14 protein-coding genes are annotated in these 24216 nt (G+C 69.8%); 5 read left to right on the forward strand and 9 right to left on the reverse strand.

All coding sequences use genetic code 11. The annotated features are described in order from the left end of the window. The first annotated feature begins 25 nt into the window (after window positions 1-25). A complete protein-coding gene (locus BA895_RS12295) occupies window positions 26-502 on the forward strand; it encodes a hypothetical protein (protein WP_070192199.1) in 477 nt (158 codons plus the stop codon). A gap of 26 nt (window positions 503-528) precedes the next feature. On the opposite strand, the gene BA895_RS12300 is transcribed toward BA895_RS12295, so the two are convergent. The 8 genes from BA895_RS12300 to BA895_RS12335 all read right to left on the reverse strand — a co-directional run bounded on the left by BA895_RS12300 (window position 529) and on the right by BA895_RS12335 (window position 15839). Further along, window positions 529-1170: a hypothetical protein gene (locus tag BA895_RS12300; RefSeq protein WP_175442307.1), complete on the reverse strand. Its 642-nt coding sequence runs from the start codon at window positions 1168-1170 to the stop codon at window positions 529-531. Window positions 1171-1205: 35 nt separating this feature from the next. Beyond that, window positions 1206-8621 carry a DUF5979 domain-containing protein gene (locus tag BA895_RS12305; protein ID WP_070192201.1) on the reverse strand — a complete coding sequence of 2472 codons (7416 nt, stop codon included), beginning with the start codon at window positions 8619-8621 and terminating at the stop codon, window positions 1206-1208. Continuing rightward, window positions 8614-9186: a hypothetical protein gene (locus tag BA895_RS12310; protein ID WP_175442308.1), complete on the reverse strand. Its 573-nt coding sequence runs from the start codon at window positions 9184-9186 to the stop codon at window positions 8614-8616. The genes BA895_RS12305 and BA895_RS12310 overlap by 8 nt, the downstream gene beginning before the upstream one ends. A gap of 85 nt (window positions 9187-9271) precedes the next feature. Next, entirely contained in the window at window positions 9272-10741 is a 1470-nt protein-coding gene (locus BA895_RS12315) for a mechanosensitive ion channel family protein (protein WP_070192203.1), read from the reverse strand. Continuing rightward, window positions 10738-12996: an adenylate/guanylate cyclase domain-containing protein gene (locus tag BA895_RS12320; RefSeq protein ID WP_083283281.1), complete on the reverse strand. Its 2259-nt coding sequence runs from the start codon at window positions 12994-12996 to the stop codon at window positions 10738-10740. The genes BA895_RS12315 and BA895_RS12320 overlap by 4 nt, the downstream gene beginning before the upstream one ends. 60 nt (window positions 12997-13056) lie before the next feature. Next, window positions 13057-13803, reverse strand: a complete 747-nt coding sequence (locus BA895_RS12325) for an aquaporin (protein WP_083283282.1) — start codon at window positions 13801-13803, stop codon at window positions 13057-13059. 109 nt (window positions 13804-13912) lie between these two features. Beyond that, a complete protein-coding gene (locus BA895_RS24915) occupies window positions 13913-14587 on the reverse strand; it encodes a BldC family transcriptional regulator (protein WP_175442309.1) in 675 nt (224 codons plus the stop codon). 301 nt (window positions 14588-14888) lie between these two features. Continuing rightward, a complete protein-coding gene (locus tag BA895_RS12335; RefSeq protein WP_070192204.1) occupies window positions 14889-15839 on the reverse strand; it encodes a GlxA family transcriptional regulator in 951 nt (316 codons plus the stop codon). 134 nt (window positions 15840-15973) lie between these two features. On the opposite strand from BA895_RS12335, the gene BA895_RS12340 reads away from it, so the two are divergent. The 4 genes from BA895_RS12340 to BA895_RS12355 all read left to right on the forward strand — a co-directional run bounded on the left by BA895_RS12340 (window position 15974) and on the right by BA895_RS12355 (window position 23617). Further along, entirely contained in the window at window positions 15974-16957 is a 984-nt protein-coding gene (locus BA895_RS12340; RefSeq protein ID WP_175442310.1) for an AraC family transcriptional regulator, read from the forward strand. A 75-nt stretch (window positions 16958-17032) separates the two neighbouring features. After that, the gene (locus BA895_RS12345) at window positions 17033-22057 is read left to right on the forward strand and encodes an ATP-dependent helicase (protein ID WP_070192233.1); all 5025 of its coding nucleotides are present in this window, start codon (window positions 17033-17035) and stop codon (window positions 22055-22057) included. Window positions 22058-22199: 142 nt separating this feature from the next. After that, window positions 22200-23069, forward strand: a complete 870-nt coding sequence (locus tag BA895_RS12350) for a DNA-formamidopyrimidine glycosylase family protein (protein WP_070192206.1) — start codon at window positions 22200-22202, stop codon at window positions 23067-23069. 107 nt (window positions 23070-23176) lie between these two features. After that, window positions 23177-23617, forward strand: coding sequence for a VOC family protein (locus BA895_RS12355; RefSeq protein ID WP_070192234.1), 441 nt, complete (start codon window positions 23177-23179; stop codon window positions 23615-23617). 20 nt (window positions 23618-23637) lie between these two features. On the opposite strand, the gene tpx is transcribed toward BA895_RS12355, so the two are convergent. Next, window positions 23638-24132: a thiol peroxidase gene (gene tpx / locus BA895_RS12360; RefSeq protein ID WP_070192207.1), complete on the reverse strand. Its 495-nt coding sequence runs from the start codon at window positions 24130-24132 to the stop codon at window positions 23638-23640. Window positions 24133-24216 lie beyond the last annotated feature (84 nt).

The raw sequence follows: 24216 nt of genomic DNA on the forward strand, positions 1-24216 counted from the left end.
ACGTCTTTCGCTCTAGCATCGCCAGATGCGCGCATCCGGCACACGCTCGGTCTTCCTCGCGATGATCCCCGTGCATCTGCTGATCCTCGGGTGGGTGTGGATCGGGCGGGCCGCCTTCGGGAACGGCGGATGGATGACGCTGATCCTGCTCGTCACCGTCATCCCGGTCGTGGCGCTTGCCCTCGCGCTGACGACCCTCCTGTCGTTCCGTCGTCGGCCGGCGCCGCGAGCCCTGACGGCGCGCCAGGTGAGAGCACAGCTGGTGACGTGGGCAGGCCTGTTCGTCGTGGGGTTGTTCATGTACGACTTCACCGACGCACCCGAGAGCGACAAGACGGTGCTGACGCAGCTGTTCGGCTACTCCGACGCGTTGTTCACCCTGAGTGCGGTGCTCATCGGAGTCGGCGCGATCACGGCGACCGGCGGCTGGGTCTGGCTGCTCTCCGAGCTGCTGCGCGACCAGACCCGACTGGCGGTCCCGACGGGAGTCGGTCACGACTGAGCGATTCGGGCTGTTCCGGAGGCGCCTCAGGCCCGGTTGGCGAAAACAATGAGGTTGTCCTGACTGCTCATAGTCACAGCGGGCGAGAGCAGGCAGGTGATGACTACGAGCTGGTCGCCTCTGGACTTCCGGTCGCGCCAGATTCGCGGATCGCGCGCTGCCTCGCCCTTGGTCTCGATCGCTGTTCCGGTCACCACGTAGGCGACCCCGTCGACCGTCAACGGGTCACCGGCGAAGACGAGGGGATGCCGCCCGGCTGAGGCGTCGTCGGCGGCATCCGTGGGCGGGTTGATGAAGGCGTTGCCCGGCCCTCGACCACCACGCACCGAGTGCATGGTGACCACGACCAGCCCGGTGCTCGGGTCACCGACCTGGCCGTAGTCACGCATGACGAAGGCGTCGGTGAACGTCGGTGGCGTGATGACGCCGTCGACGACCGAGGCAGCGAGCAGTGGCACCGAGAGCTTCTGACGGGAGGCGACGAAGCGACCCCCGGTGGGCTTGGCCTTCGCTCGGTCGAGCTCGGGCGCGGCTTGCCAGACCACCCGGTTCCCGTCGAGGTCTCGGCTGACCTGCGCCCCTGGGGGAGAAGTGTTGCGATCGAGCCCGGCGCGCAGCAGCAGCCCAGAGGTGATGGCGGCGACGAGGGTGACCGTGGCGATCACCACGGTCACCCATCGTCGCGGCGCCACTCGTGCCCGGCTCAGGGAGTCGACCCGCCTCGACGCCGTCGTGCGAGCCACGCGCCACCCAGGGAGGCGAGCAGGGCCGCGAGCCCGGAGCCGACGAGCAGTCGGGTGCCCGATCCGCTGAGCTGGCCACCGGTGTCTGACACCGGTCCGCCGTTGCCTGCGTTGCCGTTGCCTGCGTTGCCGTTCCCACCCTTGCCGGCGCCCGGCGGAGTGGTCGCTCCAGTGATCGGTGGGGTGGTGTTGGGCGGTGTCGTCGGCGTCGGACCGTTGAACGTGTTGGTCACCGTCACGGTCACCACCGTGCCGTCACCCACGGTCACCGTGGGCTGGTCGATCGTCGTGCGGTCGGCCCCACCGGCATCCGGCTCGGTGACATCGCACTTCGCCCCCGTCGGCAGGCCATCGAAGACGGCCCGGTAGCCGTTGTCCTTCGACACCGTCGCCTGCCCGCCGCCGGGCAGCACGACCGGCGTGGTCGTGTCGCCCAGCAGGTAGGTGCACGACAGCGCCACCGTGAACGTCTTGTCGGCCGCCGCCCCTGCGCCGTCACCGTCGATCTCCTTGACGACCGCGACCGATCCGCCGGCGAAGGTGTTCGTCAAAGTGAACGCCACCGGGGTGGTGCCCGCGGCATCGACCGTGACCGACGAGGGCGTGAGCACGGCTCCCGTGGCCCCACCGTTGTCGGTCTCGGTCACGCTGCACAGGGCCTTGTCGGGCAACCCTTCCCAGGTGGTCGACAGGCTGCTGCCCCTCGAGAGCTGACGGATGCCGTCTGCGTCGATCGTGACGGGGGCGGGCTTGCCGTTGACCTCGATGGTGCACGACAGCGCAACCGTGAACACGCGGTCGTCGCCGACCTGGCCGGCGGCCGGGCCGTCGATGACCTTGGTCACCGTGACCGACCCGACATCGAACCGGTTCGTCACCGTCAGCAGGGCCGGCGTCTTGGCCTTGGCGTCGACCGTTACTGAGTCGGGAGCGACGTCACTTGCGCTTGCCCTGCCGTCGTCGGTCTCGGTGGCCTTGCAGATGGCGCCGTCGGGCAGGTCGCCCCACGTCGTCGTCAGCCCGGCGGCGGCCGAGAGCGTGCGCTCGGCGTCCTTGCCCAGGTCGATGGGCTTGACCTCACCGTTGACCGTGACCTCGCAGGAGAGGCGCACCGTGAACTCCTGCTTTGGGTTCACCTGGTCGGCGCCGTCGCCCTCAATCTTCTTGGTGACCTCGACCGACCCGAGCAGGAAGGTGTTGGTGATCGTCACCTTCAGGGGCTCGGCCGAGTCGCCGTCGATGGTCACCGGCATGTCTGGCGTGATCGCGGTGCTGCTGGCCCCTCCGGCATCCGGCTCGGTGACATTGCACTTCGCGGCGTCGGGCAGGTTCTTGATCTCCTCAGTCAGCTTGTCGCGACTGAGGGTGAGCGTGCGCTGGTACACCGTGACGTCGTCGAGCGTGCACGACACCTCGACGGTGAACGTGCCGACCGTCGGATCGTCAGCCCCGGCGCCGGCGAGCTTCTTCGTGATCTGCAGACTGCCGACCCTGAAGGTGTTGTTGAAGGCCACGGCGTTGGTCGCCCCACCCTGCGCGTCGTCGGCGGTCAGCGCGAGCGTGATGACGTCGGTGCCGGTGACCGTCTGGTCGGCGATCGTGCCGGTCGAGGTCGTTGTCTTGGCTCCGCGTGTGTCGGTCTCGGTCGCCGTGCACTCGGAACCGGCCGGCAGGTCGTCGAACCGAGCAGTCTCGCCCGCGAGGAAGCTGGCGGTCATCGGTTGGTCGGCCGAGTAGCCGGTCGCATAGATGGGCTCGCCCAGGAAGGTACAGGCGACCTCGAAACCGAACGGGCCGTAGACGACCGGCTTGCCGTTCTGGTCGAGCGCCGAGTCGGTGACCTTCTTCGACAGCACGAGCGAGGCGAACTCGTAGGTGTTCGTGGCGATGACGATGGGCACCGTCTGGCCATCGCGGGCCACCGTGACGGTCGTGGCCTCGAACTGCGAGGCTCCAGAAGTGGCCCGGTCGTCCTTGACCGTGCACTTCGAACCCCAGGGGATGTCGCTCAACGTCGCCTCTTCGTCGGCGGCGAGGGTGATCTTCCCGTCGTTCGCCAGGGTCACCGCCTGGCCGACCGAGGTGCAGGTGGTCACGAGGTCGAAGCTCACCGGTGCGTTGACCGCGGCCGGGCCCTGCACCTTCTTGGTGACCTTGATCGGCCCGGTGGCGAGCGCCGCGCCGACCTTGTTGCCTTCCGAGCGAGGTGCGAAGCCAGAGCCGGCCCCGTTGCGGGTACGCGCGGCCTGGGCCACGGTGTTCCACGCGATGGTGTCGGCGCCGGGTGTCTTCGACTCGGCCGGGGCCGTCGTCGTGATGTCGATCGACAGCCGTGCGCCGGGTTGCCACAGGCTGTCGAAGTCGGTCTCGAACTTCAGGGCCACGACGTCGGCGGGGTCGACGTCCGTGGTCCAGGGCTTCCAGCTGCCGGCCGGGCAGCTCTTGTTGCTCAGTTCGGCGACGCACAACGGCAGGTCACTCGTGTAGTAGACCCGGAAGTCGGAGACGGTGCCGCTCGTCGTGCCGACGAGCTTGACGTCCTTGAGGTTTGGGCGCCACTTCGAGTCGCGCGGCGTGGTCACGAACGCGCCGGTGTCACCGACATCGGGCATCCGGTCGATGGCACGCACCTGGTCGATGGGCAGGTTGCCGCTGTTGCTGAAGGTCAGGCGCCACACGTCGTCGCCACCGGGCTTGGTGACCGGCACGCAGCCGCCCTGGTAGAAGCCCGCCGCGTCAGGGGTGCAGCCGGTGGGGTCGTCGCGGATGTTGAGCACGCCGAGGGCGTCGTCGGTAGCCTTGACCGACTTGACCCCTCGAATGGCGCCGGCGACCGTCGGGTAGACGGTGGCCGAGGCGCGGCACTCGCCGGTGGCGTCGTCGAGGGTGGCCTTGCACCCGTCCCACGGCCGCTGCCCGACGATGCCGGTGGTGTTGGTGACGTCGGTGTTGCCGGCCAGGCCGGGGCGGAAGACGAGGTCGGTCGTGATCGTGTAGGTCTGGCCGACCTCGAGCACCGTCCCCGTGGGGAAGCTGAAGGTCAGCAAGGTCGGGGTCGCCGCCACCGTCACCCCGGTCTGGGTGGTCGGCATCGGCGGACCGCTCGGCGGGCTGGGGGCATCTCCCTCGAGTCCGTAGGTGTACGGGCTCTGACCCGGGGGCAGGTCGGGGTTGATCACGAGCAGCGGGCCGGAGCCATCGCTCGGGATGCGGTCGTTGATGAACGGGTCGGTGATCGCGACGTCACCGTCGTTGCGGAACGTCAGCACGTACGGGATTCCCACACTGGGAGGGCGCGCTCCCGTGGGCGCCTTGGTGACGACGACGGAGTTCTTCGCGTGCTGGTAGCGGATGGTGTTCTCGGCCGTGGTGTCGGCCGTGATCGGCTGGCCGCCCACGAGGGCGGCGCCGCGCACGGCGCTCTGGATCGTGTTGGTGGCCAGGCCCGCGGTCGTCTCACCGGGCGCGGGGGTGTTGCCCGCGAGGTCGGAGGGGACGGGGCCGCCAGTGTTGAGCTCGACGCGGCGCTGCACCTGCATCGGCATCGAGGCCTGGGGCGTGGCCGGGTTCTCCCAGACAGTGCCGTCGGCGCGGGTGAAGGTGTAGCGGATACCCTGCACCTGGGTAGGGGTGACCCCCGGCGGCAGCGTCGGCGTCGTCGCCGCTGTGCCGGTGACCCAGGCGCCGCCGGTGAGCACCGGCTCGCCGCCGCCGACGCTCCACGTACCGCCGGTGAACGCGTCGACCTGCACCCGGTTGATGGGCGCGGTGAGCGTGAAGTTCGGGCCGAAGCTGAGGAAGTCGTACTGGTCGAAGAACGAGGTGTCGGCGTCGGTCACGACCATCTGGTTGGTGCGCGAGGGGCCCTTGGGGGTGGAGGTGAGGGTCATGGTGACGGGCGAGCGGTTGGGCTCGACCTGCACGCCGGGCGAGAAGGCCTTGGTCGCCACCACCCCGATGCCCTGGGTGATCAGCGCGATGCTGGCGGAGTCGTCGTCAGTGGCCGAGACGATCGGCGTGCCCGGGTAGTTGACGAGATCCTCCACCAGCACATCGGCATCGTTGCCCACGGTGCCCGTCTTGACCGGCGAGCCGTCACTGCGCAGGGTCGGACGCAGTCGCGTGTCGAGCACGAGGTTCGCGACGGCACCAGGAACGATGCGCCCGGTGTAGACGATCGTCAGACCGACGATGTCGGCCAGGGATGCCGTGGTGGCAGCGAGGGCCTCGGCGCGGGTGAGTGTTCGCGTCGACCCGTCGGCGGCGCTCAGCGTGATCGCCACGCCAATCGCCCCGATCGTGGTCGGGTCGGTGATGGTGACGAACCCCTTGAGGTCGAACGTGTCGAAGGGGTTGGTGGCACCGACGGGGTCGGTGATCGTCAGCCGGTCGACGTTGCGCGGAGTCGTGTTCTTCGCGGCGATCGAGGCCCGGCCCGACGGGTAGTCGCCCACAGGCGAGCCGGCCGGGGGCACACCGAGCGGGCCACCAGCCCAGTTCTTGGTGATGTTGGCGGTGACCGGCACGTCGACGATCGAGATGATGTCGGAGTCGGTGTCGCTGACGATGACCTTGCCCGCGACGAGCCCGTCGGCACTCGCCGTGTTGCTGACGTCACCGGGAGCGCCGGCGACGTTGTAGACGGAGGTCGCGAGCACCGGCTTCGTCGCGGCGCTGCGCCGGTCGTCGCGAATGGTGAACACCGGGTGGATCTGCCGGTCGTTGTCGAACGAGCGGGCGACGCCGCTGCCCACCGGGGGAGCGGTGGGGTCGTTGCCGATACGGCTCGCGCGGGTCGGGCTCTCCTCGAACACGAGACGGAAGGCGATGGTCGAGGCGCGCTCGGCCCCGCTCAGGGCGACGCCGGGGAAGGTGCCGTCGCAGCGCCCCGGGCAGGGGTCGGCCGAGGCCGTGGTCCAGGCGCCGGTCGAGGCGTTGAACAGCTCCACCCGGTTGACCCGGTCGTAGGTCAGCAGCGGGTCCAGCGCGGGGGTGATGGCGTCGATCCGTGCCAGGTCGAAGCTGTCGAAGACGGCCCCGGCCACGGCGCCGGCCGACGGGTTCGGCACGTCGCTGACGATCTCCTGGTCGAGGCCCGAGCGGCCCCCGGTCGACCAACGGATGGTCAGACCGGCGTTGGCGCCGGTGCGCTCGCCGATGGTCTTAGGCGCGTCCCAGTCCTTGGTGATGAGGTTGCCGACGCCCGGCTCGGGCGGGACGAGCTGGATGACCGGGCAGTTCGGTGGCGCGAGGGCGGCGCCCGTCGGGTCGACCCCGGGAGCGGTGGCGGCCGAGGCGGCACAGTCCTCGATCGTGATGTCCTGGCCGGCCAACGCCGGCTTGAGGGCGAACGAGAGGTTCGGCTTGACCGAGGTGCCGGGGGCGAACCCGGCGTCGCTGCGGTAGACGAAGCGCAGGCCCTGCGCCTTTGCCTGCACGTCGGCGGGTAGGTCGCCGGAGTAGACCTGCGGGCCGGCGAGGTCGGTCATGTTCGACACGTCGACCCAGGCGTTGCCGTTCCACCACTGCACGGTCAGCGTCGAGTCGGCCGGGATGGGCGTCGCGGCCACGGTGCGAGGCGCGAACGCCTTCCACCAGCCGTCGGTCGCGAAGTCGGCGGGGTCCTGGACGATGAGCTCGTTCGCGGCGGTGGTGGAGTCGGGGAAGGGCTTGAGGGTGCCGCTGAGGCGCACGGTGGCGGTCTCACCCGGGATCGACAGCAGGCTCTTCGGCGAGATGGTCTTGCCGACCTCGACCGCCAGGCGCTTCTTCAGTGTCGTCAGGGTGGCGGTGGCGGTATCGGTGCCCGTGAAGCCGCCGGGGGCGGTGGAGTCGGCTGAGATCGTGTTGGGGCGCTCCACGGAGTCGGCCGTCTGGGCGGCGTCGCTGCTCACCGTGAACGGGGCGGTGGCCGCGGAGCCCGCGACGATGGGGCCGGTGTAGCGGATGGTGAAGCCGACAACCTCGCCAGCGGGCGGGTCCGGCAGGGTGTTCGGGCCGGTGGCGGGCACGGTGACCTCGCCGCCACCGGCGAGGGTGTAGGTCACCGAGGCACCGGTGGCTCCGGAGGGCCAGCGGATGCCGCTCGCCCAGCCGGTGAACGTCAGTCCGTTCGTGAACGGGTTGGTTCCACCGCTCGGCTCGGTGATGGTCAACGAGCCGAGGGTGCGGTCGCTGCTGTTCCTGGCCTTGAGGGTGACCGTGCTCGTGCCCTCGGCGGCGATGGTGGCGGGGTCGAAGGACTTCGCGGCTGTGACCTTCAGGTCGGGGGTGAGCACGGTGTAGCGCGCGTTGGCCGTGGCCGGTTCCGAGGTGGCGCCGCCCGCGGTGACGGTCGTGGCGGCGGTGTTGTCGACCGGGCCGACCGCGACGGCATCCGACTGCTCGAGGCCAAGGCCGAGCGAGACGGTGGTACCCGCCTCGATGGGCGCTCCACCGATGCTGGCGTAGGTGACCCGGAAGCCGCGCACGTCGGCGGGGTCGATGCCCGGGGGCAGAGTCGCGGTGGCGCCGGGCGGGCCGTTCACCCAGGCGCCGCCCACCCACACGTCGACCTGCACCTGCTCGGCGCCGGCGGGCAGCGGGGCGGTGATGGCGCCGGTGAAGGCGAGCGAGTCGAACGGGTTGGGAGCGGCAGCCGGGTCGGCCGGGTCGACGATCTGGAGGGAGTCGACCGGAACGTTCGAGGTGTTGCGGCCGGTGAGCGAGAGCTGAACCGGCGTGCCCGGCGACGCGATGCCCGAGGCCGGCGAGTACGCCTTGGTCGTCGCCGCCGCAAGGAGGATTTCGACCTCGGGCACGACCGTGAAGTCGTCGCTCTTCGCGTCGGTATTGGTGCCGTCCACCGTCGCGACGTTCCGCAGGGGTCGACCGTTCTCGGTGGCCGGGATGTCGGCAGACACCACGACCGGCACCAAGATGGTGACCGACGAGCCGCCCTGAAGGCCGACCGCACCGGGCGGGTCTGACAGGCGCTCGGTGAAGACGACCTTGACGTCCTGACCGCTCACGTTTGCAGTGCCGGGTGCACCGGTGACACTGATCGCCCCGGTCACCGACAGGTACCCCGGCAGCGGGTCGGTGAGCACCGCGTTGGTGCAACCACCGGTGGCGTCGGTGTTGCTGCAGGTGACGACGATGCTGTACACGAGGCGTTCGCCTGGCGCGACGGGTGCGTTGTCGGCTCGGCCGACGATCCGCTTGTCGATGGTGAAGAACCCGGGGCTCTCGGCCGCGGCGGGAGCCGCGGCGATGATCGGGGCCAGTACGAGCCCAAGCGCAGCGACGACGGCGGTGAGGATCCGTCCTCGTTTCGGGCGCGTGGCTCGCCCGGCTGGGGAGGCGCGGCGAGTGCGGTGCGGGCGGTGGTCAGCCATGGGAGGTGACACTTCCTGTGGAGGGCGCCGCCTGCGAGGGGCCAGGGGATGCGGTGGTGCATCGGGTGGAGGTCGGGGTCGACAAGGTGACGTCGCCGAGCAGAGCGTCGAGGAGGTCGTGCGCCTCGGCGCTGGACGTATGGTCGAGATCGATCAGCCGGGACTGCCCGTCTTCGATCGTGATGAGGAGTGGGTCGTTGCGCTCGCCGTCACCGGCCTGCTGCGACGTGCCGTTGGATGTCGGTGGCGCTGATCGCGTCGCTACGTTGCCCACCGGGCTGACGGCCAAGAGCGTCAGGAGTCGTTGCTGCGCCGGCGTCAAGGCGCACACCCTGCCGCGCACCACGCGGGAGTCGACGTGCACGCGTCCGTTGGCCTCCAGGACGAGATGGTCGTCGAACCCGGCCACCCCACCGGTGCGTACCACGGTGAGCGGGAACACGATCCGCGGGGTACCGGCGAGCTGTTGCAGGCCTGAGCGGTTGGGCGAGTTTGCTGTATCACCGGTGGCGCCGGAGAGAGCTCTGGATGCCGGCGGTTCCGGCGCGAGCGCACAGCTGCTCATCGCGAGCGTGCAGACCGCGATGAGGGCAGAGTCGAGGCAGCGAGCTGACCTCGACCGGACTCTCGGCACACCAGGATCCATCCGGTCACCTCCGCACGATTCCGGCGGTCGCAGGCGGTGAGGACGGCGACGTCGAACTGGTCGTCAGCTGGCGGTCGGCGTTCTCCACGGCTGCCGTGAGCTGTTGGCCCCGGCGGTCGATGTCCTGACCGATGTCGCGCGAGAGTCGTACGTTGTGGCGGGCGAGCTCGTCGAGCACCTCGGCCGGAACCGTCAGCACGGTGAGCTCGGTCGCCGCGACGCAGGTGTAGGCGCTCGGCTGTTTGGTCAAAGCGGTGAGCCCGGTCAGGTCGCCGCGGCTCAGGGTGAGAGGGCTGATCGTGCCGGCGCGACCGTAGGGGATGGTGACTCGTGCTTGGCCGTCGGCGATCCATCGCACCGTGCCCGGAACCCGGCCGATCTGGTCGATGATCTCACCAGGTGCGAACCGCTCGAGGTCGAGGCGCGGCGCGAGCTCGTCGAGCTGCTCTGGTTTGATGTGCAGCCGGCTCGCCGCCTGGCGCAGCAGGTCCAGCACGTCGTCGGCGCTCTCGTCCTTCCAGATGTCGGCGCCATCGAGCGCGATGTTGGCTCGTCTCGCGGCGTACCAGAGCCGCAGCTGGAACTGGGCCCTGGCTTCTCCGGCGGCGGCGAAGGTGCCGAGCGTGAAGCTGGTGGTGAAACGGCCGGCGCCCACGAAGCTCACGTCGGGTCGGCTGCCGGGCAGCTGCCCGGGGATGGCGTCGGCGACCCCCTGCAGGGTGGCCATGACCACGGCGGGGGAGTCCTCCTTGGCGAAGGCCGACTCGATGGTCTCGGTGACGGTGGCGTTGGGCCGGCTGAGGTTGGTGAACGACGCCCCGGCCAGCGACGAGTTCGGCACGATCTGCAGCCCGGCGTCGGTCTGGATGTGCACCGCTCGCCAGTTCACCTCGACGACGCGGCCCTTGACGCCTCCTGCGTCGAGCCAATCACCCAGGGTGAAGGGCTGCTCGAAGAGCAGCAGCAGCCCGGCCACGATCGAGCCGATGGCGGTCTGCAGGGCGAGGCCGATGACGATCGAGGTGACCCCGAGGGCGGTGAAGATGCCTCCGACGTCGGCCCCCCACACCCACGAGAAGAGGATGGCGAGGCCGATGGCGATGATGATGATGCGCGCGATGTCAATGAAGATCGACGGCAGCTTCTTGCGCCACGAGCCGCGGTCGGCGTTGACGAACAGGGCCGTGTTCAGGCTGGAGATGGCGAAGTTGAGAAGCAGCAGCCCGAGACCGGTGGCGGCGATCTTGAACCAGTTCGAGTCGTTGGCAACGATGTCGTCGGGGATGACTGCGAGCAGCACGACGAGCGCCGCGAGCGGCAGCACATAGGTGCGGAACACGTGTAGCGGCCGGGTCATCGAGCTGCGTCGTCGCTCGAGGTTGGTCTCCACTTCGGCGAGGAAGATGCTCAGCACGGGTAGCCCGACGACCACCACACCGCACCAGATCAGCCACGACTGGCTCCAGACGCTCACGACTGCTCCCCCTCCGCCAGCAGCCACGCCTGCTGGGGCCCGGTCTTGGTCTGGAACTGGCCCGCCTCGGTGAACGGCACGGCATCCCGCGCGGTGTCGTACACGGTCTGGGTGACGTAGACGCCGGGCTGGTTGTCGGACTGCACCCGGAAGGCGAGGTTCACGCTGTCGCCCCAGAGGTCGTAGACGGCCGAGCCTCCGACCAGCCCGCTGGTCACCGGTCCGCTGTCGATACCAGCCCTGATCGCCAGCGTGATGCCGTGCTGGGCGCCGACCATCGCGACGTCGCGCTGCACCTCCTTGGCGAAGTCGAGGCAACGCCCGACATGGTCGACCCGCGGAACGACGAGGCCGCAGGTGGCCGAGAACCCGGAACGGAGCGTGCGCACCTTCTCCAGCCCGTGCTTGTTGGCGGCACGGTCTATGACGGCCACGATCTCGTTGAGCACCACCAGCGACTCGGCGGCCGACCGGTCGCGGGTGCCCTCGTCGAGGCCGTCGATGGTGCCGTAGACGACCGACACGTCGATGTGTTCCTCGACGATGTTCTGCTCACCTTCGCGGTAGCGGCGGGCCACGTTCTCGGGCATGAGCGTGGAGACCATGCGGTCGTTCTCCTGCGTCTGCTCGTCGAGCAGCTCCTGTTTCGTGCTGAGGCTGGTGGCCATGTCGTTGAAGGCGAGGCCCAGGTCGGCAAACTCGTCGTCACCCTTGGGCACGACGCGAGCCGCGAGGTTGCCGCCGGCCACCTCGCGCACGGCCGTGAGCAACCGCTTGACCGGTCGCGTGAAGGCTCGGGCCAGCAGGGTCGACAGCAAGGTGATGAGCAGCACCGCCCCGATGGTGATGGCGGCGAGCACCCGGAAGAGGTTCGTCACCGGCGCGAGCGCCTCGTCCTCATCCACCTGGGCGAGCACCGACCAGGTCAGCCCGTCGACGGTGAGTGGTGCGTAGGCGGTGATAACGCGGCGCCCGAGGTAGTCGGTCTCGGTGACCGTTCCGGTCTTGCCGGCCAGGGCCATCGACACCGAGGGGCTGTCGACCTTCTGCAACAGGATCGGGTTCTTCTCCTTGACGATGGCGTCAGCCACGGCCGCCGGTGTGCCGTTGTCGATGGTGAGCTGGCGGTACTCCTTCGGCTTCTGCAGCAGAATCCGGGAGGTTGAGCGCATGGTGTGATCGGGCCCGACGAGATAGACCTCACCGCTCTGGCCGAGGCCGCTGGTGGCCCAGGTGCCCTTGCCGGTCATCGTGTTGTTGATCGTGTCGACCGGCAGCTGCACGACGAGCGCTCCCGTCAGCTTGCCGTCGACCCCGATGGGGGAGACGCCGAAGATGGTGGGCGTGTTGTAGCTGGGGGCGTAGGCCTCGTAGTCGACCACGGCGAAGGCGTTGACGGAGTTGGCCTTGAACACGTCCTTGATGGCGGTGGCCAGGGCCGAGTCGCGGTAGGCCCCGTTGAGGAGGTTGACGCCGAGGTCGGCGCCCTTGTACGTCGTGTAGACCGAGTTGCCATCGGGGTCGACGAGCATGACGTCCTCGAACCCGTTCTGCACGGTGACGTTGCGAAAGAACGGGTGGTACTTGGCGTGGGCCGTCGACCACGCGCTGCCATCGCCGGCGTCGGTGTTCTCGACGGCCTTGTCGAAGTCGGTGAAGGGTGCGGTGTACTTCGCCTGCAGGTACCAGCCGGCGTTGCTGCGCGGGTAGAAGGCCGGGGGGGCGACCTCACCGTTGACGTGCGGCGCCAGGTTCGGCACGAACACGTTCTGGTAGTACCTCTCGACCGCGGCCCGGTCGGCGGGGGCCACCGGTTGCCGGTTCAGGCTCTGGTAGCCGGTCTCGAAGTCGCGCATGGCGTCCTGGGCGATGCCGGTGCTGTTGAGGATGGTGTTGGTGCGCAGCGACGCCTCGGCGGCGGTGATCTGCTTCAGCCGGGCGTCACCCACCGCGATGACCTTGTCCTTGGCCGCCTGAGTGAGCGCCGTGCTGGCCAACCGGTAGCTGATCAGCCCCGTGGCCAGGATGGACACGATGCTGACGCCGAGCAGCATCGCGAGCAGCTTCGACTGGATGCCGAGCCGCGACCACATCCCAGCCCGACGGTGTGGCGTGGCCGAGGTGGGCGTCAACGCCGGCGAGGCACCACCGTTGCCCGGGTCAGCGGGCGATGCGGTTGCGGCGCTGGGCGCTGGTGACGGGGCGTCTGCCTCTGATGAGGCCTCGCGCTGCGTGGGGGTGAGCGGCTGAGTCATGTCCAGGTTCCCGATTGAGGTTAAGGGGGAGGAAGGGAGAGGGGGCGCAAAGGCGCGGGTCTACTGCGGTACCGAGGCGCTGGTGGGGTCCTTGTCGCCCTTGGGAACGGCGGTCTCGAAGAGGGGAGCGACGAGGGCGGCGAGAGCGCCTCCGATCATGGGGGCGACGATGAACATCCACAGGTGGGTCAGGGGGGTGCCGCCTTCGAAGAGGGCGGGGCCGATGGAGCGGGCGGGGTTGACCGAGGTGCCGTCCAGGGGAATCCCGACGAGGTGGATGACGGTGAGCACGAGCCCGATGGCGAGGCCGGCGAAGCCGGGGGCGGCGGCCCGGCTGGTGACCAGCAGCACGACGAAGACGAGCAGGAAGGTGAGCACGACCTCGAGCACGAAGGTGCCGCCGGCAGTGATGCTCTTGCCCCAGTCGTTGGTGCCGAGCCCGCCGGTCTGGTCGGTGACGCCCCCGAACCCGGACACCATGAGCTTGATCAGCGCGGCGGCCACGATGGCCCCCACGAGCTGGGCCACCCAGTAGTAGGCGGCCTCGGTGGTGGTGATTCCCTTGTTCAGCAGCACCCCGAGGGTTACGGCGGGGTTGACGTGGCAGCCGGAGACCGGCCCGATGGAGTAGGCCAGGGCGAGCAGGACCAGCCCGAAGCTGAGCGCGACGCCGACCGGGCCGAGCCGGTCGATGCCGAAGACGGCTGAGCCGACGCCGAAGAAGACGAGGATGAAGGTGCCCACGGCTTCGGCCACCGCTTGTCGGGTGGCGGTCGGCTTGAGGATGGGCGTGGTCTCGCTGGACATGGAGGGGCCTTTCGGGGTTCGAGGTCGTCGGAGGGGGCGAAGGTGGGCGGGGCAGTGGTGGAGCGGCGGAACAGGCGAGTCAGGGGTCGGTGGCAATCGGGCGGTGGGTTCATTCGTGAGGGTCGCGTCGGAGCGCCCGCACCTCGCTGGCCAGAAAACGGCGGTGGTTGCCGAGCGTGCGCACCGAGGTCAGACGACCGCTCTCGGCCCATCTCGTGATCGTCTTGGGATGCACCCGGAAGTACGCTGCGACCTCACCCGGCGTCAGCAGCTGCTCGTCAGCCTCGGAGATGGCGTCCTGCCCGTCGCGATGGGTTCCGGACGACGAAGACGCAGGTGGCCGCGACGACTCCATGACGTGCAGGCTGACCGCTGGCTCGCTCCCCAGGTTCACAACCCGGTGGAGGTGTCGGGCGAAGAAGACCACCTGCTCCGGGGCTGGCACGGTAAGAACCCGTGACGGAGTCGCTGCGGGAGAGTCGAGGTCGACGGCAGAGGGGTAGTTCGCGACCTGCTCCGTCAGCTCACCTCGAACCGCCGCGAACCCCCCCGCGTTCTGGTGGACGTGCCATGTTGTCGCCTGCTGCGGCAACCACGTCAGCAGCCACGCCTCGACGTCTCCGTCTGCCAGCCTGATCCTTAGTCGTTCGACAGCGTCGAACCGAACCAGGTGCTGCCACTCTTCGCCTCGCGCCGTGACCTGGGCCAAGGCGTCTGTGACCGATCCCGGACCGACGACGGTGTCGCCGCCCTGGCCGGTGCCCTCGATGTCGTGACTTATCACGGCGCTGACACTGACCGATCCCCGTGAAGTACGGAACCAGGAGTTCCGGATTTGTCGGCACCGGAGCGCGCGCCTTGTGCGGACCGAAGAGTCTCTCGTCGAGAAGCCGTGCCGGAATCGTCGGACCACGACTCACATGGATTGCCGTGGCGGTGGTGCGATGAGTTGCGTGTCATCGTGATGTCCCTCGATGTCGTGACTTGTCACGTCCATCATTCGGGTCATCTCGGGCCATCGTCGACCTAGTTCGGCGTCAACCGTCCGACACTTCCGGCCAACGGTGGCGGGCTGAGATAGGCAGTCAAACGGCGAAGGTGCGGCGGTACTCGTGCGGTGTCAGGCCGATCTCGCGGACGAAGTGCCGCCGGAGCGCGGTGCTGGACGGGAAGCCACACCGTCGCGCCGTCCCCTCCATGTCCAGATCGGTCGCCTCGAGAAGATGCCGAGCCCGCAGCACCCGCTGCACGGTGAGCCAGCGGTGGGGGGTCGTTCCGACCTGCTCGCTGAACTTGCGGGTGAACGTGCGTTCTGACATGTGGGCCCTCGCGGCCAGATCCGGTACGGCGTGGTCGCGTTCGAGATGTTCGACCGCCCACTCCATGACCTTTTGGAGACCTGCGTCGCCGGTCTCGATCGGCACCTGGTAGTCGATGTACTGCCGCTGGCCACCGATCCGGTGAGGAGCCACGATCATGCGTCTGGCAATGACGTTGGCGACCTCTGATCCCAGCTCGCTCCGCACCACGTGCAGGCAGGCGTCGATGCCCGCCGCGGTGCCGGCGCTGGTCAGCACCGGCCCGTCTTGCACGTACAGCACGTCGAGGTCGACCACGGCGTCGGGGTAGAGCAGCGACAACAGTCGAGAGAAGCGCCAGTGGGTGGCGCAGGTGCGTCCGTCGAGCAATCCTGCTGCGCCCAGGGTGAACGCGCCGGAGCACACCGACATCACCCGCGCGTCTCGGCTGGCGCAGTCGCGAAGCACGTCGAGCATGTCGTCGTTGAAGGGCCCCCGCACCGGACCACCCGGGATGGCCACGAGGTCGGCGTCGCGGGCGCCGTCCAGGGAGTGGGAGGCGACGATGGAGATCCCGGACGGGGTCTTGAGGGGAATGTCCGGGGTGGGTGAGCAGACCCTGAAGTCGAAGGCCGGAACGCCGTCACTCGTGCGGTCGACACCGAAGATCTCGCACATGACCCCGAGCTCGAAGACAGCCACGGGCTCCTGGACGATCACCGCCACGGTGCTCAACATGTCCTCAGTATGGTGCCTGGCCAGACGATATCTCGGTCTCACCATTCCGCTAATCTGGTTAGCGGTCCTGCAGTCGGTGCAAAGGGGTGGTCGATGTTCTCGTCCCAGGGTCGCGTTCCGGAATGGTCAGCGACGTGAGGCAAGGTCGGTGGGCCCACACCTTCGACTCCGGCCTCACCGTCGGGGGCCCTGAGGGGCTCGATCTGATGTCCCTCTCCTGTCGCATGACGAGCCCGGTGCCGAACCTCTTCCGCGCACGAATTCATAGTTTTGCCTTCGACGACCTCCACGTGACGCGCACGCGTGCGCAGCACCTGGTCTCCGTCCGAGAGAAAGACATGGTCGAGGACTCCGTCTCTGAGCACCTGCAGATCGACTTCCTGGTCGCCGGCGGCATGCACACCGACCACCAGCGCCGGACGTTCACCACCGAAGCCGGGCAGGTCGCGATCCTCTTTCCGGGCGACCCCTTCACGGTCACGGTCACCGAGCCCGCCGAGTCGGTTCAGTTCTACCTCCCGGTCAGTTTCTTGGCAGAGCACGGACTGTCGCCTCGCGACCTGGCCGGTTTCGGGGGCGAGCCTTCTCCGATCGGATTGGCGACCCGTCAGTTCCTCACGTCGCTGTCGGGTGGCTCGTCGGGGCCGGTGTCTGCGATGTCCGCCGGAGCCGTCTCTCGAGCCCTGCTCGAGCTCGGTCTCGGCATGCTCCTCGAGATGCAGGGTGGGCAGCCGGCTCCGGCGGATGTCCGCGAAGCGCTTCGCGTTCGGGCGAGGGCTCATGTGGCGAGGCGGGCACATGACCCCGATCTCAGCGTTGACCAGGTGGCCGCCCACATCGGCACGAGCCGCCGCTACCTGCAGTCGCTCTTCACCGACGAGCCCCTGGGCGTGGGCGATCTGATCCGTGATGTGCGGTTGCAGCGCGCTGCTGAGAACCTGCTCATGCAACCGAGTCTCCCGATCGGCCGGGTAGCGTTGGCGACCGGGTTTCGTGGGCCCGACCAGTTCAATCGCGCCTTCCGGTCGGCTTACGGCGACTCGCCCTCCGAGTTCCGGCGACGAAATCAGCGCCTCGGGCCGCCGGACGAGCAGGTGGGTGCTGTCGCCGAGGCGTGAGCGCGGCGTTGGCGGGCCTGCCGTTGAAGAACACGATGGATGCCGCTGTCGGCGGCGGGTGGCAGGGTGGTGGAGATGGCCAAGGTCAAGAAGACAGACGCGCTCGCGCGGTTCTCACCGGCAACTGCCGAATGGTTCCGCAACAGCTTCAGCGTGCCCACCCCCGCCCAGGAGGGGGCCTGGAACGCCATCAGCTCGGGCCATCACTGCGTCGTCGTGGCGCCCACGGGGTCGGGCAAGACCCTCTCCGCCTTTCTCTGGGCCATCGACCGCATGACCACCGAGCCGGCGCCGGAAGAGAAGCTGGCCCGCTGCCGAGTGCTGTACATCTCCCCGATGAAGGCCCTTGCCGTCGACGTCGAACGCAACCTGCGCGCCCCGCTCGTCGGCATCGGTCACGCTGCCGCCCGCCTCGGGGTGGCGCCACCCGACATCAGTGTCAGTGTGCGCTCGGGTGACACCCCGGCCATCGAGCGACGCCAGTTCGCCCGCACGCCGAGCGACATCCTCATCACCACCCCCGAGTCGTTGTTCCTCATGCTCACTTCGGCCTTGCGCGAGGCGCTCAAGGGGGTGCAGACCGTCATCGTCGACGAGGTGCACGCGGTCGCAGGCACCAAGCGCGGAGCCCACCTGGCCCTCAGTCTCGACCGCCTCGACGCGCTGCTCGACAAGCCCGCCCAGCGGGTGGGCCTGTCGGCGACGGTGCGCCCCGTCGAGGAGGTGGCCCGCTTCCTCGCCGGCGGCCGCCCCGTCGAGATCGTGCAGCCGGTGTCGACCAAGCAGTGGGACCTCGAGGTCGTCGTGCCGGTGCCCGACCTCGGCGAGCTGGCCGGGGCCGCCGCCGAGATCTCGCCGGGAGTGCCCGACCTCAGCGGGCCGGCGGCGGGTCAGGCGCCCCAGGCGAGCATCTGGCCGCACGTCGAGGAGCGCATCGTCGACCTGATCGCCGGCCATCGCTCGACCATCGTGTTCGCCAACTCGCGCCGCCTGGCCGAGCGGCTCACCTCCCGCCTCAACGAGATCTGGGAAGACCGCCTCGCCGCCGCCGAGCTCGAGGCCGCCGCTCTCGACGGGTCACCGATCGAGCTGGCGGATGCCGCAGAGCGCGCTGAGCGGCATCCGGCCGGATCGGTGCGCACCCCCGCCGTGGTGATGGCGCAGGCGGGCACCTCGCGCGGGGCCCCTGCGGTGCTCGCCCGGGCCCACCACGGCTCGGTGAGCAAAGACCACCGCGCCGCGATCGAGGACGACCTCAAGGCGGGTCGGCTGCCCGCCGTGGTCGCCACGAGCAGCCTCGAGCTCGGCATCGACATGGGCGCCGTCGACCTCGTGATCCAGGTCGAGAGCCCGCCCAGCGTCGCCAGCGGCCTGCAGCGGGTCGGTCGGGCGGGGCACCAGGTGGGCGCCGTCAGCCAGGGGGTGATGTTCCCGAAGTTCCGCGGCGACCTCGTGCAGACTGCGGTGGTCGTCGAGCGGATGCGGGCCGGCGCCATCGAGAGCCTGCGCATCCCGGCCAACCCGGTCGACGTGCTCGCCCAGCACATCGTGGCGATGTGCGCGATGGACGAGTGGAGCGTGGCCGACCTCGAGGCGCTGGTGCGCCGGTCGGCCAGCTTCGCCGGGCTGCCCCACTCGGTGCTCGAGGCGACCCTCGACATGCTGGCCGGGCGCTACCCGAGCGACGAGTTCGCCGAGCTGCGCCCTCGCATCGTCTGGGATCGTGTCGCCGACACCCTCACCGGTCGGCGCGGTGCCCAGCGCCTGGCCGTGACGAGTGGCGGCACCATCCCCGACCGCGGCCTCTACGCCGTCTTCCTCGCCACCGGCGAGGGTCCGGGACGCCGAGTCGGCGAGCTCGACGAGGAGATGGTCTACGAGTCGCGGGTGGGCGACGTGTTCACCCTCGGCACCTCCACCTGGCGCATTGAAGACATCACCCACGATCGCGTGCTCGTCACGCCCGCGCCGGGGCAGCCGGGCAAGCTGCCGTTCTGGAAGGGCGACCAGCAGGGTCGGCCCGCCGAGCTGGGCCGGGCCCTCGGCGCGTTCGTACGCGAGATCGTCGGCCTGACGCCCGAGCGGGCCCGCGAGCGGGTCACCGCGGCCGGGCTCGACGAGTGGGCCGCCGACAACCTGCTGGGCTACCTGCACGAGCAGAAGGAGGCCACCCGGCACGTGCCCGACGACCGCACCATCGTGGTCGAGCGGTTCCGTGACGAGATCGGCGACTGGCGGGTCGCCGTGCTGTCGCCGTTCGGTGGGCAGGTGCACGCGCCGTGGGCCCTCTGCGTGGCGGCGCGCATGCGCGAGCGCTTCGGCGTCGACGTGCAGGCCATGCACGGCGACGACGGCATCGTCTTTCGCCTGCCCGACCTCGAGTTCGAAGAGGCCTCGGGCGACGGTGGCGCCATCGGCCAGCAGCTGATCGAGCTGATCAGCATGGAGCCCGACGAGGTGAGCGAGCTCGTCACCACCGAGATCGGCGGATCGGCCCTGTTCGCAGCCCGGTTCAGGGAATGCGCGGCTCGTGCTCTGCTGCTTCCGCGGCGCCGTCCCGACCGCCGTCAGCCGCTCTGGCAGCAGCGCCAGCGGTCGGCGGCCCTGCTCGAGGTCGCCAGCCAGTACCCGACCTTCCCGATCGTGCTCGAGGCGGTGCGTGAGTGCGTGCAAGACGTGTTCGACGTGCCCGGCCTCGTCGAGCTGATGACCCAGGTGCGCTCGCGGGCGGTCACGCTCGTCGACGTCGAGTCACGCCAACCCTCGCCCTTCGCCAAGTCGCTCGTGTTCGGCTACGTCGCCCAGTACCTCTACGAGGGCGACTCCCCGCTGGCCGAGCGCCGCGCTGCTGCTCTCGCCCTCGACCCGTCGCTGCTCGCCGAGCTGCTCGGCCAGGGCGAGGTGCTCGCCCTTCGCGACCTGCTCGACCCTCAGGCGGTGGCCCGCACCGAGGCCGAGCTGCAACGGCTCACCCCCGAACGGGGAGCCCGCGATGCCGACGACCTCTCTGACCTCGTACGGGTGCTCGGGCCGCTGTCGATGAGCGACATCGTGGCGCGGGCCGCCGAGGGGTTCGCGCCTGCTGCCGTCGAGGCGGCTCTGACCGACCTGGAGTCGGCCCGGCGCATCATCGCGGTGCGGGTCGGCGGTGAGCAGCGCTGGGCCGCCATCGAGGATGCCGCTCGGCTGCGTGACGCTCTCGGCACCGCCCTCCCGGTCGGCGTGCCGAGGGCGTTCCTCGAGTCGGTGCCCGACCCCCTCGGTGACCTCGTCGCGCGGTTCGCCCGCACCCACGGGCCCTTTGCGGTGGGCACGGTCGCGTCGTGGTGGGGGCTCGGGCCGGCTGTGGTGCACGACGCGTTGCGCCGGCTCGTGTCGGCGGGCCGGGTGGTCGAGGGCGAGCTGCTGCCCACCGAGAACGGCGGTGGCCACGGCCCCGAGTTCTGCGACGCCGAGGTGCTGCGGCTGCTGCGGCGTAGGTCGCTCGCCGCGCTGCGTCACGAGGTCGAGCCGGTCGACCAGGCCGACCTCGCGCGCTTCCTGCCGCAGTGGCAGGGCGTCGGCGGCGGCCAGCGCGGGCGCGACGGGTTGTTGCGCGCCGTCGAGCAGCTCACCGGAGCGGTGGTGCCCGCGAGCGCCCTCGAGACCCTGGTGCTGCCCGCTCGGGTCGCCGACTACCGTCCGTCGCTGCTCGACGAGGTGATGAGCGCGGGCGAGGTGGTCTGGCGCGGCCACGGTTCGCTGCCCGGCGACGACGGTTGGGTCAGCCTGCACCTCGCCGACGCGGCCCATCTCACGCTGACCCCGCCCGAGTCGCTCGATCTCACCGACGCCGAGGATGCCGTGCTCGACGCTCTTGCCGGTGGTGGCGCGTGGTTCTTCCGCGCCCTCGCCAGCCGCGTCGACCGGGGCGATGCCGACGTGCTCGAGGCGCTGTGGTCGCTGGTGTGGTCGGGGCGCGTCACGAACGACACGGCGGCGCCCCTGCGAGCGCTGCTCGCCGGCGGCCGCACCGCCCACAAGCGCACCGTCACCGCACCGAGGTCGACCCGGTACTCCGGGCGTCGGGGGTCGTTGGGGCGGTTCGGTTCGCTGCGTGGTGCGCTCGCCGGCACCACCCCCGAGCAGGTCGGGGCGGCCGAGTCGAAGGCGGAGGCTGCCAGCCTGCATGCCGGTCGGGCAGCGAGCTCGGGTCCGGCATCCGGCGTCGGGAGATGGGCGCTGCTTCCCGTGGCCGAGAGTGACCCGACCGTGCGGGCCGTCACCACCGCCGAGCTGCTGCTCGACCGCTACGGAGTGCTGACCCGGGGGTCGGTGATGTCGGAGGACGTGCCCGGCGGTTTCGCCGCCGTCTACCGGGTGCTGGCCGCTGCCGAAGAGGCCGGCAAGGTGCGACGCGGCTACTTCGTCGAGGGGCTCGGCGCCTCTCAGTTCGCCCCCACCGGAGCTGTTGACCGGTTGCGTTCCCTGACCCGACTGCCCGGCGCCACATCGGGATCGGGTGCGGGGTCGACGGAGGGCCGCGACGGGGTGTCGCGAGGTTCGGGGCCCGACGACCAATGGCTCCGGCCGCCGCCGCGCACCGGTCGTGACCACGACAGCCGACGGGAGGCGTCCCGGCTCCCCGCGCTGGTGCTCGCGGCGAGCGACCCGGCCAACCCGTACGGGGCCGCGCTCGGCTGGCCCGAGCGGCCCGCCACCGACGCCACCGACCCCGACGACGGGCCTGAGGTCAGTGCCGGCTCGAGCGGCTCCGCCGTGGCAGCGGCATCCGACGCTGGGCCAGTGCGGCGAACGTCACGCCGCAAGGGCCATCAGCCGGGGCGCAAGGCCGGCGCGCTCGTGGTGCTCGTCGACGGTGAGCTCGTGCTCTACGTCGAGCGCGGCGGCAAGACGATGCTGTGCTGGTCTGACGACGTCGAACAGCTGCAGGCCGCCGCCGACGCGCTTGCGCTGTCGGTGCGCGAAGGGGCGCTCGGTCGCCTCACCGTCGAGAAGGCCGACGGCGCGTCTCTGCTCGGCTCCGACCACCCTCTGGTGCAGGCTCTCTCGCAAGCCGGGTTCCACATGACCCCGCGCGGCCTGCGCCTGCGCCGCTGACCCCACCCCCCCCGCTTCCCCGCGAACGACTCGTTCGAGGTCGAACGCGCTGGTGTACCGCGTCGTTCGCTCATCAACCCGTCGTTCGACGAACTGAGACAATGGCGACGGACGGATTCGAACCGAGCGAGAGCGGAGCCAGATGCCTGAGGGTGACACGGTCTGGCGCACCGCTACGCGCCTGCACCAGGCGCTGGGCGGAAAACAGACCGTCGAGAGCGACCTGCGCTGGCCCGAGATCTCGACCGCAGACCTCACCGGCCGACACACCCTCGAGGTGGTCAGCCGAGGAAAGCACATCCTGCACCGTTTCGAGGGTGGACTGACCCTGCACTCGCACCTTCGGATGGAGGGGCAGTGGCGAGTGGAGGCGACGCCGGGGCTGCCGAGGCGGTGGCGCGCCAACTCGGGTCTCCGGGCGCTGGTCGCGGCCTCCGACTGGACGGCGCTCGGGCTGCGCCTCGGAATGCTCGACCTCGTACCCACGTCGCGCGAAGACGATCTCGTCGGCCACCTCGGGCCGGATGTGCTGGGCCCCGACTGGGATGCCGTTCAGGCCGTTGACAACCTGGCCCGCGCGGCGGTGCCGGTAGGGCAGGCACTGCTCGACCAGCGCAACCTCGCCGGGGTCGGCACGATGTGGTGCGCCGAGACCCTCTTCCTCGAGAAGGTGAACCCGTGGCTCACGGCATCCGAGCTGGGTCGTGGGCGTCTCGAGCGGATCGTCGCGCGCGCCCACCGGCTCATCGACAACGGCAAGAACCATGCGGTGCAGTCGAGCACCGGCTCCTACCGCCTGGGCGAGGCGCACTACGCGCACGCCCGAAGTGGGCGACCCTGTCGCCGCTGTGGAGCGACCGTGCGGGTCGCCCCGATCGGTCGGCCACCCCAGGAACGCACGATGTTCTACTGCCCCGGGTGCCAGGGCGGGCTGGGGCCCACCGATGACGGCAACCGCCAGCGACCCCTGGGCTCGGAGGGCAGCACGAAGCGATCACCGCGGGCCCGCTGAGCCCACCAGATGTGTTCAGTGTGAACTTCTCGCGGAAAACCCCGTCGGCGGGGTCTCGCTGGGCCTAGTCTGCGATGGTCGACGACAGCACAGCGAAGGAGCACGCCATGGGATCCCGGCTCAACCCCTACCTCAGCTTTCGTGACAACGCCCGAGAGGCGATGGAGTTCTACCAAGGGGTCTTCGGCGGCGACCTGGCGATCAGCACGTTCGGCGAGTTCGGTCCCACCGACGGGGTGGCGGCCGACGGCGTCATGCACGCCCAGCTCGATACCCCGAGCGGTTACACGCTGATGGCGTCTGACACCCCGGAGGCCATGGGTGACGTGACCGCCGGCAACACCATCGCGGTCAGCCTGAGCGGCGATGACGTCGACGAGCTGAGCGGCTACTTCGCCAAGCTGTCCGACGGCGGAACCGTGACGATGCCGCTGGCGGAGCAGATGTGGGGAGACCACTTCGGGATGGTCACCGACAAGTTCGGCAACTCCTGGATGGTCAACATCGCCGGACCGGAAGACGCCGAGGCGCCCCCAGCCGGCGCCTGAGCGAGGTCTGGATGCCGCTCTCAGCCGAGGGCGGCCACGGCTGCGTCGTAGTCGGGCTCCTGGCCGATGCTCGGCACGAGCTCGGTGTAGGTCACCTTGCCCGTCTCGTCGAGCACCACGACGGCGCGCGCCAGCAGGCCCCGCATGCCGGTGTCGGTGAGGGTGAGGCCGTAGTCGTCGCCGAACGACGAGCGGAAGCCAGAGGCAACGGTGACGTTCTCGATGCCCTCGGCGCCGCAGAAGCGGTTCATCGCGAAGGGCAGGTCGTTCGAGATGCAGAGGACCGTCGCGTTGTCGAGGCCGGCGGCCAGCTCGTTGAACTTGCGCACGCTCGCCGAGCAGACCCCGGTGTCGACGCTCGGGAAGATGTTGAGCACCACCCGGGTGCCTCCGGTGGGGAGCGTGACGTCGCCGAGGTCGACGCCGGTCAACGTGAAGTCAGGAGCCTGATCGCCGACGGCGGGAAGGTCGCCGACGGTGTGGGCGGGAGTATCTCCGAGTGCAGTGGTAGCCATGCTGCATTTCTAGCATCCGGATGCGGCGCACGTCGGAGCGGTCCGCCACGCACCACCTCCGCGCCACGGGATGAGCGCGAGAGC

The organism is Humibacillus sp. DSM 29435 (assembly GCF_001758225.1).
Taxonomy (GTDB): Bacteria; Actinomycetota; Actinomycetes; order Actinomycetales; family Dermatophilaceae; genus DSM-29435.